Origin of the sequence: Virgisporangium ochraceum (genome assembly GCF_016863655.1) — a bacterium.
Classification (GTDB): domain Bacteria; phylum Actinomycetota; class Actinomycetes; order Mycobacteriales; family Micromonosporaceae; genus Virgisporangium; species Virgisporangium ochraceum.
The window spans coordinates 58,273-74,201 of the sequence record NZ_BOPH01000010.1 but is presented as its reverse complement, the minus strand read 5'-3'; the positions used below and the strand labels follow the sequence as shown (position 1 = coordinate 74,201).

16 protein-coding genes are annotated in these 15,929 nt (G+C 73.1%); 14 read left to right on the top strand and 2 right to left on the bottom strand.

Features of this window, described 5'->3' with window-relative positions:
* Positions 1-39 precede the first annotated feature (39 nt).
* The 8 genes from alr (at position 40) to Voc01_RS03855 (ending at position 8,841) form a co-directional block, all read left to right on the top strand.
* Positions 40-1,152 carry an alanine racemase gene (alr, locus tag Voc01_RS03890; protein ID WP_239159922.1) on the top strand — a complete coding sequence of 371 codons (1,113 nt, stop codon included), beginning with the start codon at positions 40-42 and terminating at the stop codon, positions 1,150-1,152.
* On the top strand, positions 1,149-1,823 hold the full coding sequence (locus Voc01_RS03885) for an ABC transporter ATP-binding protein (protein WP_203925849.1): 675 nt from the start codon (positions 1,149-1,151) through the stop codon (positions 1,821-1,823). The genes alr and Voc01_RS03885 overlap by 4 nt, the downstream gene beginning before the upstream one ends.
* Positions 1,823-4,195: an ABC transporter permease gene (locus tag Voc01_RS03880; RefSeq protein WP_203925848.1), complete on the top strand. Its 2,373-nt coding sequence runs from the start codon at positions 1,823-1,825 to the stop codon at positions 4,193-4,195. Before Voc01_RS03885 ends, Voc01_RS03880 begins: the two co-directional genes overlap by 1 nt.
* A 17-nt stretch (positions 4,196-4,212) precedes the next feature.
* Positions 4,213-5,157 (top strand): D-alanine--D-alanine ligase family protein, encoded by a 945-nt coding sequence (locus tag Voc01_RS03875; RefSeq protein ID WP_203925847.1) that lies wholly within the window; start codon positions 4,213-4,215, stop codon positions 5,155-5,157.
* Between the two features lie 77 nt (positions 5,158-5,234).
* On the top strand, positions 5,235-6,446 hold the full coding sequence (locus tag Voc01_RS03870) for a sensor histidine kinase (protein WP_203925846.1): 1,212 nt from the start codon (positions 5,235-5,237) through the stop codon (positions 6,444-6,446).
* Positions 6,443-7,105, top strand: a complete 663-nt coding sequence (locus Voc01_RS03865; RefSeq protein WP_203925845.1) for a response regulator — start codon at positions 6,443-6,445, stop codon at positions 7,103-7,105. The genes Voc01_RS03870 and Voc01_RS03865 overlap by 4 nt, the downstream gene beginning before the upstream one ends.
* A gap of 99 nt (positions 7,106-7,204) precedes the next feature.
* On the top strand, positions 7,205-7,714 hold the full coding sequence (locus tag Voc01_RS03860) for a SigE family RNA polymerase sigma factor (RefSeq protein ID WP_203925844.1): 510 nt from the start codon (positions 7,205-7,207) through the stop codon (positions 7,712-7,714).
* On the top strand, positions 7,711-8,841 hold the full coding sequence (locus tag Voc01_RS03855) for a hypothetical protein (protein WP_203925843.1): 1,131 nt from the start codon (positions 7,711-7,713) through the stop codon (positions 8,839-8,841). Before Voc01_RS03860 ends, Voc01_RS03855 begins: the two co-directional genes overlap by 4 nt.
* Positions 8,842-9,091: 250 nt before the next feature.
* Here Voc01_RS03855 and Voc01_RS03850 read toward each other — a convergent pair whose 3' ends face one another.
* A complete protein-coding gene (locus tag Voc01_RS03850) occupies positions 9,092-10,309 on the bottom strand; it encodes an MFS transporter (protein ID WP_239159921.1) in 1,218 nt (405 codons plus the stop codon).
* Positions 10,310-10,370: 61 nt separating this feature from the next.
* Here Voc01_RS03850 and Voc01_RS03845 point away from each other — a divergent pair, with 61 nt between their 5' ends.
* The 6 genes from Voc01_RS03845 to Voc01_RS03820 are packed head-to-tail and all read left to right on the top strand — an operon-like array spanning position 10,371 to position 15,193.
* A complete protein-coding gene (locus tag Voc01_RS03845; RefSeq protein WP_203925841.1) occupies positions 10,371-10,892 on the top strand; it encodes a winged helix-turn-helix domain-containing protein in 522 nt (173 codons plus the stop codon).
* The gene (locus tag Voc01_RS03840) at positions 10,867-11,457 is read left to right on the top strand and encodes a nucleotidyltransferase family protein (protein WP_239159920.1); all 591 of its coding nucleotides are present in this window, start codon (positions 10,867-10,869) and stop codon (positions 11,455-11,457) included. Before Voc01_RS03845 ends, Voc01_RS03840 begins: the two co-directional genes overlap by 26 nt.
* A gap of 17 nt (positions 11,458-11,474) precedes the next feature.
* Complete coding sequence (locus tag Voc01_RS03835; RefSeq protein WP_203925840.1) at positions 11,475-13,112, top strand: ABC-F family ATP-binding cassette domain-containing protein; 1,638 nt, start codon at positions 11,475-11,477, stop codon at positions 13,110-13,112.
* Positions 13,113-13,142: 30 nt separating this feature from the next.
* Positions 13,143-13,778, top strand: coding sequence for an SDR family NAD(P)-dependent oxidoreductase (locus Voc01_RS03830; protein ID WP_203925839.1), 636 nt, complete (start codon positions 13,143-13,145; stop codon positions 13,776-13,778).
* Between the two features lie 12 nt (positions 13,779-13,790).
* Positions 13,791-13,997, top strand: a complete 207-nt coding sequence (locus Voc01_RS03825) for an RNA-binding S4 domain-containing protein (protein ID WP_203925838.1) — start codon at positions 13,791-13,793, stop codon at positions 13,995-13,997.
* Positions 13,998-14,044: 47 nt separating this feature from the next.
* The gene (locus Voc01_RS03820; protein ID WP_239159919.1) at positions 14,045-15,193 is read left to right on the top strand and encodes an NAD(P)/FAD-dependent oxidoreductase; all 1,149 of its coding nucleotides are present in this window, start codon (positions 14,045-14,047) and stop codon (positions 15,191-15,193) included.
* On the opposite strand, the gene Voc01_RS03815 is transcribed toward Voc01_RS03820, so the two are convergent.
* On the bottom strand, positions 15,187-15,846 hold the full coding sequence (locus Voc01_RS03815) for an aggregation-promoting factor C-terminal-like domain-containing protein (protein ID WP_203925837.1): 660 nt from the start codon (positions 15,844-15,846) through the stop codon (positions 15,187-15,189). The two genes, Voc01_RS03820 and Voc01_RS03815, sit on opposite strands and share 7 nt — an antisense overlap.
* Positions 15,847-15,929: the final 83 nt, after the last annotated feature.

The following is a 15,929-nucleotide window of genomic DNA, read 5'->3' as shown; positions in this document are numbered from 1 at the left end:
CGGAGGTGACGGCCCACCCGCGGCGGTCACCGTGATCGCATGACAGTCCTGATGTCCGTACGACCGCGGGCGACGCTGCGGGTGGACCTCGGCGCCGTGACCGCGAACGTGCGCACGATCGGGTCCCGGACGGCCGGCGAGCTGATGGCGGTGGTGAAGGCCGACGGCTTCGGCCACGGGCAGGTGGACGTCGCGCGGGCGGCGCTCGCCGGCGGCGCGACCCGGCTGGGCGTCACCAGCCTCGACGAGGCGCGTCCGCTGCGCGAGGCCGGCCTGACCCAGCGGATCCTGAGCTGGCTCAACCCGCCCGGCGCCGACTTCACCGAGGCACGGCGGCTGGACGTCGAGCTCGGCGTCCCCGGCCTGGACCACCTGCACGCGATCGCCCGTACCGCGCCGGGCGCGCGCGTCCACCTGCAGTTGGACACCGGGCTGGGCCGCGACGGCGCCGAACCCGCGCGGTGGGACCGGCTGTGCCGCGCCGCCCGGGACGCCGAGCGGGACGGTCGGGTGCGGGTCGTGGGGGTCATGGGTCACCTGCCCTGCGCCGGACGGCCCGGCCACGCGGCCAACGCCCGGGGCCGCGACCGGTTCGCGTGGGGCCTGCGGGTGGCGCGGGCCGCGGGCCTGCGCCCGGCCGACCACCACCTCGCCGCGACGGCCGCCACGCTCAGCGATCCGCTGTCGCACCACACGATGAGCCGGATCGGGGCGGGCCTGGTCGGCATCGACGAGTCGGGCACCGTGCCGCTGCGGCCCGCCCTGACGCTGACCGCCCCGCTGGTGACCGTCCGCAGCGTGCCGGCCGGCACCGCGGTCGGCTACGGACACACCTGGACGGCGAGGCGGGCGACGCGGCTGGGACTGGTCCCGGTCGGCTACGCCGACGGCCTGCCCCGGCTGGCGTCCGGACGCGCCGAGGTCTGGGTGGCCGGCGCGCGCCGTCCGGTGGTCGGCCGGATCTCCATGGACATGACCGTCGTCGACCTGGGACCCGGCAGCCCGGCGTGCGCGGGCGACCCGGTGACCGTCTTCGGGCCGGGCGACCACGGCGAGCCGACCACGGCGCAGTGGGCGGGCTGGGCCGAGACCCTCGAACACGAGATCGTCACGGGCCTCAGCGCCCGCCTGCACCGGAGGAGTACCGGATGACGCTCGCCGCCACCGCGCGGGGCCTGACCAAGGCCTACGGCCGGGGCGAGGCCGAGGTGCACGCCCTGCGCGGCGTCGATCTCGACCTCCCCCGCGGACGGTTCACGGCGATCATGGGACCGAGCGGGTCGGGCAAGTCGACGCTGATGCACTGTCTGGCCGGGCTCGACCGGGCCAGCGCCGGCACCGTCACCGTGGCCGGCACCGACCTCGGGTCGCTCGACGACGACGCGCTCACCGTCTTCCGTCGCGAGCACGTGGGCTTCGTGTTCCAGTCGTTCAACCTGCTGCCGATGCTCACCGCGTTGCAGAACATCGTGCTCCCGCTCGAACTGGGCGGCCGGAAGATCGACGATGGGACCCGGGAGCGCGCGCACCGGTTGGCCGACACCCTCGGCGTGGCCGACCGCCTCGGTCACCGGCCCGCGGAGCTGTCCGGTGGGCAGCAGCAGCGGGTCGCCATCGCGCGGGCCCTGATCACCGGGCCCGACCTGCTGTTCGCCGACGAGCCGACGGGCAACCTCGACAGCACGACGTCGGCGGAGGTGCTCGACCACCTGCGCCGGTCGGTCCGCGAACTCGGCCAGACCGTCGTGATGGTCACCCACGACCGCGACGCCGCGGCCCGCGCCGACGACGTGGTCACCATGCGCGACGGGCGGATCGCCTGATGCGGACGGTACTCCTCGCGTCGCTGCGCATCCACGTACGCAGATACGTCGCGGCGGCGGTGGCGGTCGTGATCGGGGTCGCGTTCGTCGTCGTGATCGGGGTGATCACGGCCGGTGCGCGGGCCGGTCTCATGGACGGCTTCGGCGCGCCGTTCCGCAACGCCGACCACGTGGTCGACGGGACCCGCACGGAGGGCGCGATCGCGCTCGTCGAGCGTCTCGGAGCGAACGCGGCGCCGATCGGCCGGGCCGAGCTGACGATGCGGTTCGACGGCGGGGTGCTCCCGGGAACGGTCGTGGGCCCGATCACCACCGCGCCGGAGCTGCGCTGGCAGACGCTCCGGTCGGGCCGCTTCCCGACCGGCACGGGCGAGGCGGTCGTGGACGTGTGGGTCGCCGAGGCCCGGGAGATCGCCGTCGGCGACCGGGTCCGGATCGGCGAGGGCGCCACCGTGGCCGACGTGGAGGTGGTCGGCATCGTGACGTCGCCCTCGTCGCCGGGGCAGGCCTCGGTGTACGTCACCTGGCCGCAGCTCCTGCGGTGGCGGGACAACCTCGACGCGAACACCGTCGCGGTGCGCGGCGAGGTCGGTGAGGTTCCGGCGGGCGCGCGGGTGCGGTCGCCGGAGGAGTTCATCAACGAGCGGCGGACCCAGCTCAACCACGGCGTCGACGCGTTGTCGGTGCTGCTGCTGGTGTTCGCCGGCATCGCGGTGTTCGTCTCCGCGCTGGTGATCGCTAACACGTTCGCGATCCTGTTCGCGCAACGGCTGCGTGACTTCGCGCTGCTGCGCTGCGTCGGCGCGACCCGGCGGCAGGTGGCGCGGTCGGTGCGCCGCGAGGCGGCCACCGTCGGGGTGCTCGCGTCGCTGACGGGCATCGCGGTCGGCGTCGGCCTCGGCTACGGGCTGATCGGCCTGATCAACGCGCTCGCGCCCCGGGCGCCGATGGGCGCGGCCAATCTGCCCACGCCCTGGCTGGTGGGCGGGTTCGTCGTGGGCCTGGCGGTCACGATGGCGGCGGCGTGGTTGCCGACCCGCCGGGTGACGCGCGTGAGCCCGCTCGCGGCGCTGCGTCCCACGGTCGCCGTCGACGTGCGCACGCCTACGAGGGTGGTGCCCGCCGCCTGCCTCCTGGCCGTCGGGCTGGTGCTGCTCGGGGTGGCCGTCGCCCGGGACGCCACGGCGGTGATGCTGGCGGGCGGGGGCCTGGTGTTCGTCGCCGTCCTGCTGTTCGGGCCGGTGCTGGTCCCGCGCCTGATCCGGGTCGTCGGCGCGCCGCTGGGGGCGGCCGGGCGGCTGGCGCGGGAGAACGCCGTGCGCAACCCGCGCCGGACCGCCGTCACCACCGCGTCCCTGCTGGTCGGCGTCACGCTGACGACCGCGGTGCTCACGGGGTTGGCCACGACCCGCGCGGCTGTCGAGGGGAGACGCGGTGAGCAGCACCCCATCGACGCCACGCTCACCTCGGCCGGTGGGCCGGTCGCCGCTGACCTGCTCGACCGGGTACGCCGTACCCCCGGCGTCGACGACGCGATCGCCGTCGACGGCGTCATGGCCGAGGTCACCGGGTTCGACCGGCCGGTACCGGTCGTCGCCGTGCCGGAGGCGGACCGGGTGGCCCGCGACGGCGGGGCGTTCGCGCGGGTCGAGCCCGGAACGATCCGGCTCGACCGGGCCGCCTACAGCAGGGTGACGCCCGGCGAACCGGTGACGGTCCGGGTCGGCGACCGGCAGGTGCGGGTGCGGGTCGCCGTCGGTACCGGCTGGGGGTCGGCGGGCGTGGTCGCGCCCGACACGCTGGCGGCGCTCACCGACGCGCCCGAGCCGCAGGCCATCTGGGTCCGGGCCGACGCCGGCGCCGACGCGGCGCGCCTGGTGGGCGACCTCGACGAGCTGGCCGACTCGGCCGGCGCGCGGATCACCAACCAGCTGCAGCCCTGGGAGTCGGAGAACCAGGAACTGCGGACGCTGACGTGGATGGTGCTCGGGCTGCTCGGCATCTCCGTGGCGATCGCGCTGATCGGGATCGCGAACACGCTCGGGCTGTCCGTCCTCGAACGCGGCCGCGAACACGCGATGCTGCGCGCGCTCGGGCTCACGCGCAGGCAGCTGCGGCGGATGCTGGCGGCCGAGGCGATGCTGCTGTCGGTGGTGGCGACCCTGCTCGGCACCGTGCTCGGCGTCGGGTTCGCGTGGGTCGGCCACGAGACGTTCGTGACGCGGGCACTCAGTGGCGCCACTCTGCGGGTCCCGTGGCTTTCGCTCGGTGTCGTGATCCTCATTGCCGCCCTGGCCGGGCTGCTCGCGAGCGTTCTCCCGGCCCGCCGGGCCGCGCGGGTGACGCCCGCCGCCGGACTGTCCCTCGACTGACCCGTTTGGAGCGACCCATGACACCGACCCGCATCGCCGTCATCGGCGGCGGCCGCAACTGTGAACACGACGTCTCCCTCGCGTCGGCCGCCGGGGTGGCCGACGGCCTGGAGAAGGCGGGCTACGAGGCCGTCCGGCTCACCATCGACCCCGCCGGGGAGTGGCGCGACCCGGACGACAAGCCGACCGGTCTCGCCCGAGCGGTCCGGGTGCTGCGGTCGTGCGCGGCGGTCTTCCCGGTGCTGCACGGTCCGCACGGCGAGGACGGCACGCTCGCGGCCCTGTGCGACCTCGCCGGCGTGCCGTGCGTGGGGTCGCCGCTGGGCGCGGGCGCGCTGGCGATGGACAAGTGGGTCACGAAGCTCGTCGCGGACGCGGTCGGGGTCGGCACGGCCCCCGGGCGGCTGCTCACGCGCGGCGACGCGTGCGACTTCAGGGGTCCGGTCGTGGTCAAGCCGGTCACCGCGGGGTCCAGCCACGGGGTGACGCTCGTGCGCGACGCCGCCGCGCTCGAGCCGGCCCTCGACGCCGCGTTCGCCCACGACGACCGGGTGCTCGTGGAGGACGTCGTGACCGGCCGGGAGATCGACCTGGCGGTGCTCGGCCGCCCGGACGGGTCGCGGGTCGTGGCGCCGGCGCTCGAGATCGTCGTGCCCGGCGGTGGGATCTTCGACCATGCCGCCAAGTACGCCGGCGAGCCCGACTTCGTCGTCCCGGCGCCTGTGGACCGGACGGACCGCGAGCGCCTTGAACGCGCGGCCGTGACCATGTACGACGCGCTCGGCTGCGCCGGCGTCGCCCGGGTCGACTTCTTCCTCACCGAGCGGGGGCCGGTGCTCATCGAGGTGAACACCATGCCCGGCTTCACCGCGCGGTCGCAGGTGCCCCGGATGTTCGCGGCGTCCGGAATGTCCTTCGACGCTCTCCTCGACCTGCTGGTGCGCGATGCGCTGCCGGTCTGATATCGCAATTCTTTGCCGGCCCGGCCCCACGGGTGGTTCCCTGTGCGGGACATGTGCCCACCTTCCTGGATGACCGGATGAGCGAGATCGACTGGCGCCCGTCGCTGCCTGAGGCGGTCGTCGCGCTGATCGTGATCGCGGTCGGCTTCGTCGAGGCCGTCGTGTTGTACGCGATCACGAACGGCCGCGTCGACGGCTTCGCGCAGACGCTGGTCGTCGCGTTCGCGGTGGCGGCCTCCCGCCGGGCACCGGCCGTGGGGCTGGCGCTGGTGTGGGTGCTGGGCCTGCTCCACGTGCGGTTCGGCGTGCCGATCATGCTCGTCGAGTTCACGTTGACCGCCGTGTTCTTCGGGAGCGCCCGGTGGGGCCGCTCGGCGACGGTCGTGATGAGCGCGTTGTCCGTGCCGCTCGCCGTGGTGGTGGCGTTCGTCCTGCACCAGGGCCGGACGATCTTCCTGCACCTCCTGGTGGGCGGGTCGCGGGTCGACGACGTCATCAGGCAGCGACCGACGCTGGAGCTGGCCCTGTCGCTGGTCGCGATGCTGCTCGTCGCCGCGCCCTGGCCGGCCGGGCTGGTCATGCGGTCGCTCGACCGTGCGAAGGTCTCGCGGGCATCGATGCTGGCGGCGGAGGAGGCCGCGACCGTGGCGCGGCGCGAGACCGACCACATCCGCGAGATCGTCGAGCTGCGCGACCAGCAGACCCGACTGGCCCGCGACGTCCACGACGTCGTCGGTCACTCGTTGGCGGTGATCCTGGCGCAGGCCGAGTCGGGGCAGTACCTCGACGACACCGAGCGGCTGAAGAGGACGCTGCGAACGATCGCCACCTCGGCGCGTTCGTCGCTGCAGGACGTGCGTCAGGTGCTCTCGTCGACCCAGGACCCGGCCACGGTGCCGGGGTTCGACGGTCTGATCGCGGGCGTGCGCGACAGCGGACACGAGATCGTCGCGACCGAGGTGGGTACGCCGCGTCGGCTCACGGGCGAGAACGCGGCGGTGGCCTACCGGGTCTTCCAGGAGATGCTGACGAACGCCATCAAGCACGGGCGGCGCGACCGGCCGATCGTCACCGAACGGCACTGGACGACGACACCGGCCGACGCTCTGATGATCGAGGTGACGAACGGGACCGAGGGCTCTGGTTGCGACGGCCCCCTCGGCCATGGACGCGGCCTGGACGGGATGCGGCGCCGGCTCGACGAGATCGGTGGCCACCTGGACGTGCAGGCCGCCGAGACCACGTTCACCGTGACCGCGATCGTTCCGGCGCGGGACGGCACCCGATGAGCGACGAGATCACCGTGCTGCTCGTCGACGACCAGGAGCTGTTCCGCGAAGGCGTGCGGGTCATCATCGACGCGCAGGAGGGCATGCGCGTGATCGGCGCCGCCGGCGACGGGGTCGAGGCGGTCCGTCTGGTCGAGGAGCTGCGACCCGACGTCGTGCTGATGGACATGCGGATGCCGCAGATGGACGGCGTGGAGGCGTCCCGGCAGATCTTCGCGCCGGAGCGGGTCGCCCGGCGTACGAGACCCGTCCGCGTGATCGTGCTGACCACGTTCAACCTCGACGACCGTGCCGCCACCGCGATCCGTCACGGCGCGAGCGGCTTCCTGCTGAAGGACACCACGCCGCTGATGCTGCGTGACGCGATCCGCACCGTGCACGCCGGCAACGCCGTGCTCGCCCCGCAGGACCTGGCGACGCTGCTCGACCGGCAGTTCCAGGCGGAGACCCCGCCGCCGGCGGCGTTCGTCGGGCTCACCGACAAGGAGCGCGAGGTGTTCACGGCGGTGGCCCGCGGGCTGTCCAACGCCGAGATCGCGGCGGCGGTGTTCCTCAGCGAGTCGACGGTGAAGACGCACGTGGGTGCGATCCTGCGCAAGCTGGCGCTGCGCGACCGGGTGCAGATCGTGGTGTTCGCCCACCGGCACGGCCTGGTCTGAGCCGTCCGTTCACGAAAGTTCCCGGGCACTGCCACAATCCGGCGGTGTCGGTGCGTTTCGAGGGGGACCGATCCGGCAGCTTTCGAAGGTGGCACATCCGTGACGTTCGACGAGTTCGTTGCCTTTCGGCTCGGCGCGCTGCTGCGCTACGCCACCGTGGTGACCTGTGACGCCCACCTCGCGGAGGACATCACGCAGGACGTCCTGGTGCGGGCGCAGGCCCGCTGGGAGCGGATCAGCGCGGTGGATGCTCCCGAGCGGTACGTGAAGAGGATGGTTCTCAACGAGTTCCTGTCCTGGCGGCGCCGTCGGGCGGCGCGTGTGGTTCCGCTGGCCTGGGAGCAGCTGGACCTGTACTCCGCGCCGGCCGCCGACCCGTCGACCGCGGTCGACGAGCGTGACGCGGTGCTGCGGCTGGTGGCCGCCCTGCCGCCGAAGCAGCGGGCCGCGGTTGCGCTGCGGTTCTACGAGGACCTGCCCGACGAGGAGATCGCCGACCTGCTCGGCTGCCGGACGGTCACGGTACGCAGTCTCATTTCGCGAGCCCTGGCGGCGCTGCGCAAGTCGTTACCCGCCCCGTTCGTCATGACCTTGGGAGAGCACCGATGACCACCAGCACCGAGGACCTGCTGCGCCAGGCACTGCAGCGCCAGGCCGAACGGGCCCCCGATCCCGACCGGGTACGCGCGGACCTCCCGCGCCGCGCCGTCCGCCGTAGCCGCCGCCGGTACGGCACGCTGGCCGGGGGGCTGGTCGCGGCGGCCGCGCTGACCGCGTTCGCCGTGCCGGTGCTCGCGCTCGATGACGCTCCGGTACCGCAGGGGGCGGGGCCCGGTGCGCCTGCGTCGTCGCCCGCGTCGTCGGGACCGGCCGCGCCGGTCGCGCCCACCGCTGTCGACCTGCGGTACAAGCCGACGTGGTTGCCGGCCGGCCTCACCGAGCGGTCGCGCACCGTGCCTCTCGCGTCCGGGTTCGGCTATGACGGACCGGTGCGGGTCTGGAAGCGGGCCAACACCGACAGCGGCTTCGACATGGGCGGCTCCCGGTTGGAGTTCGCCGTGGTCAAGACCCAGAACGGCGTCGACCAGTTCGACGACGGCGGTCAGCCGGTCGACATCAACGGCCGGCCGGGTCGCATCAGTGGCGGAGCCGCGAACCGGAAGTCGTCGGTGCACTGGGTGATCGACCCGCAGACGGTGATCTTCATCCACAACATCGAGGTGGTCTCCGAGGCCGACCTGCTGAAGATCGCCCGCTCGGTGCAGCCCGACCAGGGCCAGGTGCCGGTCCCGATGAGGTTCGGCTGGCTGCCGGCGGGGTTGTCCCCGGCGGCGTCGCAACTGGTCGGTGACTCGGCCAGCCGCTGGCAGCTGGAGCTGACCGGCTACGGCAAGTCGCCCGGCGCCGACTCCGCGACGACGGAGAAGAAGGAGTCGACCCGCAGCGCCGACCGCGGCATCTACGCCCGGCTCGGCCCGTCCACCGACGCCCCCGAGGGCGGCGAGTCCATCGTCGTAGCCGGCCGGCCGGCCCGCCTGGTCACCCGCGCCATCGAAGGTCCCGCGGCCGGCATGGGCCAGCACGCATGGGTCGTGATCGACCTGGCATCCGGCCTGAAGCTGACGGTGTTCACCCTGTTCCCGGACGTGTCGCGCGAGGACCTGCTGGCGACGGCCGCCGCAGTCGAGGTAGGCCAGCTCCCGGACCTGGGCTGGCTGGGGGCCCCGACCCGCTGACCGCGTGTGGCGCCGATGGCGCCGACCGCGTTGACCGTCTGGCCCCGGTGCGAGCTTTCGCACCGGGGCCAGAGCCGTCCGCCGGCCCGTCACGCCAGCACACTCGACCTCCCGTTACGGCGCGGCACGGGTGTCGGACCCGGTGGTGGATCGGGCGAGTTGGCGGTACGACGCGAGGATCGGGCCGAGGAGTGTGCCGTCGGTCCAGGTGCCGCCGGACGCACCAGGTCGGGCGAGTACATCGCGCTGACTAACGGGCGTCAGGGCCGGGCGCGACACCGTCGCGCTCGGCCGCGTCCATGCGGCTGTCCGTGACGATCAGCATGCCGGCCAGAAGCGCCAACGTCACGACGGCCATGACGGCGAAGACCGGCCGCAGCCCGAACGCGTGGGCCAGCAGTCCGCCGGCGGCGGCGCCGAGCGGCATGCTGCCCCACGCGACGAGGCGGTAGCCGCTGTTCACCCGGCCGAGCAGGTGGTCGGGCGTGACCCGTTGCCGCAACGACACCGTGACGATGTTCCACACGACGTTGGTGGCGCCACCGACGAAGAACGTGGCACCGGCGAGGTACGGGTTCGCGGAGACGGCGAGCACGGCGAACGGCAGGGCGCGGGTCACGATGGTCAGGGCGAGCGCGCGGGCCCGGCCGAGCGTGCGCTGGATCCGTTCGGCCACGAAGGATCCGAGCAGGCTGCCGGCCGCGAACGTGGTCATGAGGAGGCCGAATCCGGGCGCCGACAGGCCCATCGGACCCACCGCGTACAGGACGAGGATCGCCATCACCGCGTTGTTGGCGAGGTTGGAGATGCCGACCATCACCGCGAGCGTCCGCAGCAACCGGTGCCGCCAGAGGAAACGCAGCCCCTCCGCGATGTCGGCGCGCAGCGTGGTGCGCCCGGTCCGCTCGGCCCGGTAGGAGCCCCGCATCGACACCAGGGCCACCGCCGCCAAGGCCCACAGCGCCGCGGGCGTCCCGAACGCCACTCCCGCGCCGAGCGCGACGACGAACCCGGCCAACGCCGGACCGACGAACTCGTTGGCGGTCAGTTCGATCGCGTAGAGGCGCCCGTTGGCGCGGGCGAGGTCGTCGCGCGGCACGACCCGGGGCAGGATCGACTGCGCCGAGGTGTCGTACACCGTCTCGGCGACGCCGATGGCGAGGGCCGCGCCGTACAGCAGCCAGATGGTCCCGAGGTCGGCGACCACGCACACGGTGAGGGCGGCCAGCAGGGCGCCGCGGGCCACGTCCGCTCCGATCATCGCCCGGCGGCGGTCGACGCGGTCGGCGAGCGCGCCGGCCGGTAGGGCGAACAGCAGCCAGGGCAGGGTGACCGCGAAGGTCACGCCGGCGACCAGCGTCGGTGACCGCGTGAAGCCGACGGCGGCCAGGGGCAGCGCGACCTTGAACGTCCCGTCGCCGAGGTTCGACAGGCCCGACGAGGCCGCCAGCCGCCAGAAGTTCGCCACAAATGGACAATCCCACATCGATGGAGAAAACTCCATCGGTGGACTAATGTAATGTTGACCGGTGCACGAGCGGAAACCACCCGAGGCGCGGCGCGAGGCGACGGTGCGCGAGGCGAAGGCGATGTCGCACCCGCTGCGGCTGCGCATCCTCCGGCTGTGCCTGCATCGCGAGCTGACCAACAAGCAGCTCGCCGAGCGGCTCGGCCGCGACCCCGGAACCGTGCTGTACCACGTGCGTCACCTCACCGACGCCGGCCTGCTGGAGCAGGGTGAGGTGCGCACCGGCGAGAGCGGCGCGCTCGAGAAGCCGTACCGGTCCACCGGGTTGTCGTGGTGGCTGTCGAACCCGCGTCCCGAGGAGCCGCTGGCGCCGATCGAGGCGTTCCACGAGGAGCTGCGCGAGGCCGGTCCCGAGTCGATGCGCACGCACGCCCGGTTCGCGCTGCACCTGTCCGACGACGACATCGCCGACCTCGACCGTCGCATCGGCGCGATCATCGACGAGTACATCCGCACCGACGACGAGCGCCTCGACCAGCCCTTGCACGGAGGGATCTTTGTCATCCACCGGCTCGCGGAGTAGCGACACGCTCTCCGCGCTCGTGCGCGCCAACGGCTGGCTGATGCGGGTGCTGGCCGCGGTGCGAGACGCATCCGTCCCCGACGCGTGGGTGGGTGCCGGGGTGCTGCGCGACCTGGTGTGGGGCGGGCGCTTCGGCGCCGGGTTCGATGCCACCCTCGTCCGCGACGTCGATGTGCCCTTCTTCGACCCGTCCGACCTCACCCGGGCCAACGACGACCGGGTGACGGCCCGGCTCGGCGAGCGCCTGCCCGAGGTGCCGTGGGAGGCGAAGAACCAGGCGGCCGTGCACACCTGGTACCCCGCGAAGTTCGGCGGCGGGCCCGTCGAACCGTTGCGCTCGATCCGGGACGCGGTGGGCACGTGGCCCGAGACCGCGACCGCGGTGGTGGTCCGCCTGAACGCCGACGACGGGATCGAGATCTGCGCGCCGCTCGGCCTCGACGACCTCCTCGACGGTGTGTGGCGACGCAACCCGCGACGGGTCAGCGTCGAGGCGTCGCGCGCCCGGCTCGACCGGCACCGGCCGCACGAACGCTGGCCGCGCGTCACCGTCGTCCCGCCGTGATGGGGATACTGGTCGGCATGTTGAAGGCCGTGTCCCTGTCCAAGCGTCACGACGGTGACACGTTGTTCGCCAAGCTCAACCTCGTCGTCGGGCGGGGAGACCGGATCGGGCTGGTGGGCCCGAACGGATCGGGGAAGTCGAGCCTGCTCAATGTCCTCGCGGGTGTCGAGCCGCCGACGGGTGGGCAGGTGCTGCGTTCGCCCGGCGCCACCGTCGGGTACTTCGCCCAGCAGGTGCCGGATCCGAACGCCCGGGTGGGTGAGTTCCTCGCGGCGGGGCTCGGCGACGTGGTCGAGGTCAACGAGCGGCTCGACGTCCTGCGCGAGCGCCTCACCCACGACCACAGCGCGCGGGCCCTCACCGAGTACGGCGACCTCGACGACCGCTGGACCCACCTCACGGGGTGGAACGCGGAAACCTGGCTGGCCCAGGTGCGGAACCGGCTCGACATCGAGCACCTTCCCGCCGGGTCGACGCTCGGCGAGATCAGCGGCGGCGAGCAGGCCCGGCTGACGCTCGCCCGCGTGCTGCTGGAGGCGCCCGAACTGCTGCTGCTCGACGAGCCGACCAACCACCTCGACGCCGACGGCATCGCCTGGCTCGGCGACTGGCTCGCCCGCTTCCCCGGCGGCGTCCTGGTGGTCAGCCACGACCGGGACTTCCTCGACCGGGTCGTCACCCGGATCGTCGAGCTCGACGGCATCCACGAGGAGCCGCAGTTCTACACCGGCGGCTACACGGAGTACCGCGCGGAGAAGGCGCGGCGCTGGGCGAAGCTCCTCCTCGACTACGAGGCGCAGGAGAAGGACCGCCGCCGCTGGGAAGCCGACATCGAGAAGACGAAGGAGTACGCGGCCGACAAGGAGGCCACGATCCTCAAACGCGGCCGCGACCAGCAGAACCGCCTGGCGAAGAAGGTCGCGAAGAAGGCGAAGGCGCGCGAGCGCAGGCTGCGCCGGCAGATGATGGCCACGAAGTGGCTGGCCGAGCCGCAGACGCGCCCGCCGCTCGTCATCAAGATGCAGGGGGACGCGCCTGAGCCCGGCCCGGTACTCGACGCGACCGGTCTCACCGTCGCCCTCGGCGGGCAGACGATTCTGCGTGACGTCGACCTGACCGTCCACAGTGGAGACCGTGTCCTCATCGGCGGCCGCAACGGCGCGGGGAAGTCGACGCTGCTGCGCGTGTTCGCCGGTCAGCTGGAGCCCGACGGCGGCACGGTCTCCGGCCGCGGCGTGCTCCTGCCGCAGACGCACGACACGGTGCGCTCCGGCGTCACCGTCTTCGACTACTTCCGGTCGCGGCTGCCCGTCTACGCCGACGATGCCGAGCAGCTGCTCGAGGCGTACCTGTTCGGGCCCGACCAGTGGAACCGGCCGCTGCGCGCCCTGTCGGCGGGTGAGCTACGCCGCCTGCTGCTGGCCGTCATGGCCAACTCGCCGGCGCGGACGCTGCTGCTCGACGAGCCCACCAACTACCTCGACTTCGACGCCCTCGAGGTGGTGGAGCAGGCGTTCGCCGAGTTCGAGGGCACGCTGCTGGTGGTGACGCACGACGCGCGCTTCGCCGCCGCGGTCGGCTGCGGCCGCACCTGGCGGGTCGCCGACGCGCGCGTCACCGAGGAGCTTGACCCTCACACCGATGTGAGGCCCTAGCGTCGACCCGTCACACGAAGGGACGGGGACATGGCTGGAGCGGTGGTCATCGGTGCGGGGCCGGGGATCGGGCGGTCGGTGGCGGTGCGGTTCGCGCGGGAGGGGCTTCCGGTCGCGCTGGTCGCGCGGAGTGCGGCGACCGTGCGTGCCACGGCTGGAGACGTCGAACGGTTGGGCGCTCACGCGGTCCCGTTGACCGCGGACAGCGCCGACGAGACGGCCCTGCGCGCCGCGCTCGACACCGCGACCGACCACATTGGACAGCCGGACGTGGTGGTCTACAACGCCGCGGTCATCCGGGCGGACGCCATCGGCGGGCTGTCGGCCCGGGGCCACCTGGACACCTGGGCGGTCAACGTGGTCGGCGCGCTGACCGCCGCCGCGCACACGCTGCCGGGTATGGCCGAGCGGGGCGGCGGGTCGTTCCTCGTCACCGGCGGGATGCCCGAGCCGAAGCGGGAGTACGTGTCGCTGTCGCTGGGCAAGGCCGGTGTGCGGACGCTCGTGGCGCTGCTCGACCAGGAGTACGGGCCGTCCGGCGTGCACGTGGCGACGGTGACGGTATCGGGGGTCGTCGCCCCGGGCACGGCCCACGACCCCGACGACATCGCCGACCACTACTGGCGGCTGCACGCCCAGCCGCGGGAGAACGAGGTCGTCGTTTGAGAGGATGGCCGGGTGCGCGAGGTCACCATCACCACCGACACGATCCGGCTGGGCCAGTTCCTGAAGCTGGCCGACGCGGTCGACGTCGGCTCCGACGCGAAGTGGCTCCTCGGCGAGGGTGTCGTGTCGGTCAATGGGGAGCCGGAGGCCCGGCGCGGGCGGACTCTCGTGCGCGGTGACGTCGTGACGGTCGACGGTGTCGACCTGCGGGTGACCTGAACGCGTAGCCGATCCCCGGTAGATCATCCGGGGGTTACGCTCCGGCCGTGGCGACGCGTGTGGTGGTGCTGGGTGCCGGGTTCGGCGGCCTCGAGGTGGCGACGACGGTCACCCGGGAGTGCGGGCCCGACGTCGAGCTGACCCTGATCGACAGGGCCGAGGGCTTCGTCTTCGGGTTCTCCAAGCTCGACGTCATGTTCGGCCGCACGCCACCCGGGCGCGTGCTGCACCGCTACGCCGACCTGGTGAACCCGGGTGTCCGCTTCGTGTCGGCCACGGTCACCGCGATCGACCCGCACACCCGGCGGATCGAGACCACGGCCGGCCCGTTCGAGGCCGACCTCCTCGTGGTGGCGCTCGGCGCCGACCTCCACCCGGAGGCGACACCGGGGTTGCTGGAGGGCGGGAACGAGTTCTACACCGTCGATGGCGCGTTCCGGGCGCGTGAGGTCCTCGAGCGGTTCGACGGCGGCCGCGTCGTCGTCGCCGTGACGTCGACGCCGTTCAAGTGCCCGCCGGCGCCGAGCGAGACCGCGCTGCTCATGCACGAGTTCCTGACGTCACGCGGATTACGTGACCGGTCGGAGATCGCGCTCGTGATGCCGTTGGGCACCCCGATTCCGCCGTCTCCCGACGCGTCCGCCGCGGTGCTGGCCGCGTTCGCGGAGCACGGCATCGAGTGGCACCCCGAGCGGCTGGTCCGCGGGCTGTCCGACGGGAAGGCACTGTTGAGCGACGGTGGTGAGCTGCCGTACGACCTCTTCCTCGGCGTGCCCGTGCACCGCGTGCCCGAGGTCGTCGCGGCGTCGGGGATGGCCGTCGACGGCTGGGTCCCGGTCGACCCGCTGACGCTGGAGACGCGCTTTCCCGGCGTCTACGCCATCGGCGACGTGACGAGCGTGGGCACCCCGAAGGCCGGCGTGTTCGCCGAGGGTCAGGGCGCCGTGGCCGCGGAGCGCATCGTCGCGACGATCCGGGGCGATGCGCCGGAGACCCGGTACGAGGGGCGGGGAATCTGCTACCTCGAGTTCGGCCACGACCGGATCGCGAAGGTCGACGTCACGTTCCGGGCGGGCGAGAAGCCGGTCGGCACGCTGGTCGGGCCGTCGGTCGCGTTCACGGCCGACAAGACCGGGTTCGGCGCCGAGCGGATCCGTCGCTGGTTCGGCCGCGACTGGACGCCCGCGGATCAGTAGGAGCCGGTCGACTGCGAGGTCGACCACGCCTTGCACGGCGTGTCGTACCGCTGGTCGATGTATCCGATGCCCCACTTGATCTGCGTGGCGGGGTTGGTCTGCCAGTCGCTACCGGCGCTCGCGAGCTTGCTGGCCGGGTACGCCTGCGGGATGCCGTACGCGCCCGAGCTCTTGTTGCGGGCCTTCTCGTTCCAGCTGCTCTCCTTGGTCCACAGCTTGTCGAGGCAGGCCATCTGCTGCAGGTCCCAACCGTGGGCCAGCACCATCGCGCAACCGACCTTCCGGTTGCCGCTGTAGATGTTGCACGACGCGGGTGCGGCCGGCGGCACCACACCGGGCTTGCCGGTCTTCGACGGGGTCGCGCTCGCCACCTTCTTCGCCTGCTCGGCCGCGGCGGTCGCGGCCTCGTCGGCCTTGCGCTGCGCGGTGTCGCGGGCGGCGCGTTCCGCCTCCGCCCGCTCCGCGTCGGTCCGCTTTTGATCGGCGCTGTCGGCCGCGGCGGTGTCGAGGGGACCGGGGTCAGCGGCGTCGGTTGCGGCGGCCGGCTCGGTGGGACCGTCGGCGGCGACCGCCACCCCGCCCGCCACCGCTCCCACGAGCAGGAGCACGGCGAGGGAGCGGGACAGACCGACCCTGTGCCAGAACCGGATCACCAGATGATGAAAACGGCTCGCGGTGACCGCTCGCGAGCCGACCGGATGCTCTGTGACGGCCGTCACTCTCCGGAAAGCCCTCA

What these genes read in the sequence shown, in the direction of transcription:
- Voc01_RS03835 (WP_203925840.1), top strand. Translation starts at nt 11,475, where the DNA reads ATGTTGAAGGCCGTGTCCCTGTCCAAGCGTCACGACGGTGACACGTTG.
- Voc01_RS03880 (WP_203925848.1), top strand. Translation starts at nt 1,823, where the DNA reads ATGCGGACGGTACTCCTCGCGTCGCTGCGCATCCACGTACGCAGATAC.
- Voc01_RS03865 (WP_203925845.1), top strand. Translation starts at nt 6,443, where the DNA reads ATGAGCGACGAGATCACCGTGCTGCTCGTCGACGACCAGGAGCTGTTC.
- Voc01_RS03885 (WP_203925849.1), top strand. Translation starts at nt 1,149, where the DNA reads ATGACGCTCGCCGCCACCGCGCGGGGCCTGACCAAGGCCTACGGCCGG.
- Voc01_RS03870 (WP_203925846.1), top strand. Translation starts at nt 5,235, where the DNA reads ATGAGCGAGATCGACTGGCGCCCGTCGCTGCCTGAGGCGGTCGTCGCG.
- alr (WP_239159922.1), top strand. Translation starts at nt 40, where the DNA reads ATGACAGTCCTGATGTCCGTACGACCGCGGGCGACGCTGCGGGTGGAC.
- Voc01_RS03855 (WP_203925843.1), top strand. Translation starts at nt 7,711, where the DNA reads ATGACCACCAGCACCGAGGACCTGCTGCGCCAGGCACTGCAGCGCCAG.
- Voc01_RS03875 (WP_203925847.1), top strand. Translation starts at nt 4,213, where the DNA reads ATGACACCGACCCGCATCGCCGTCATCGGCGGCGGCCGCAACTGTGAA.
- Voc01_RS03830 (WP_203925839.1), top strand. Translation starts at nt 13,143, where the DNA reads ATGGCTGGAGCGGTGGTCATCGGTGCGGGGCCGGGGATCGGGCGGTCG.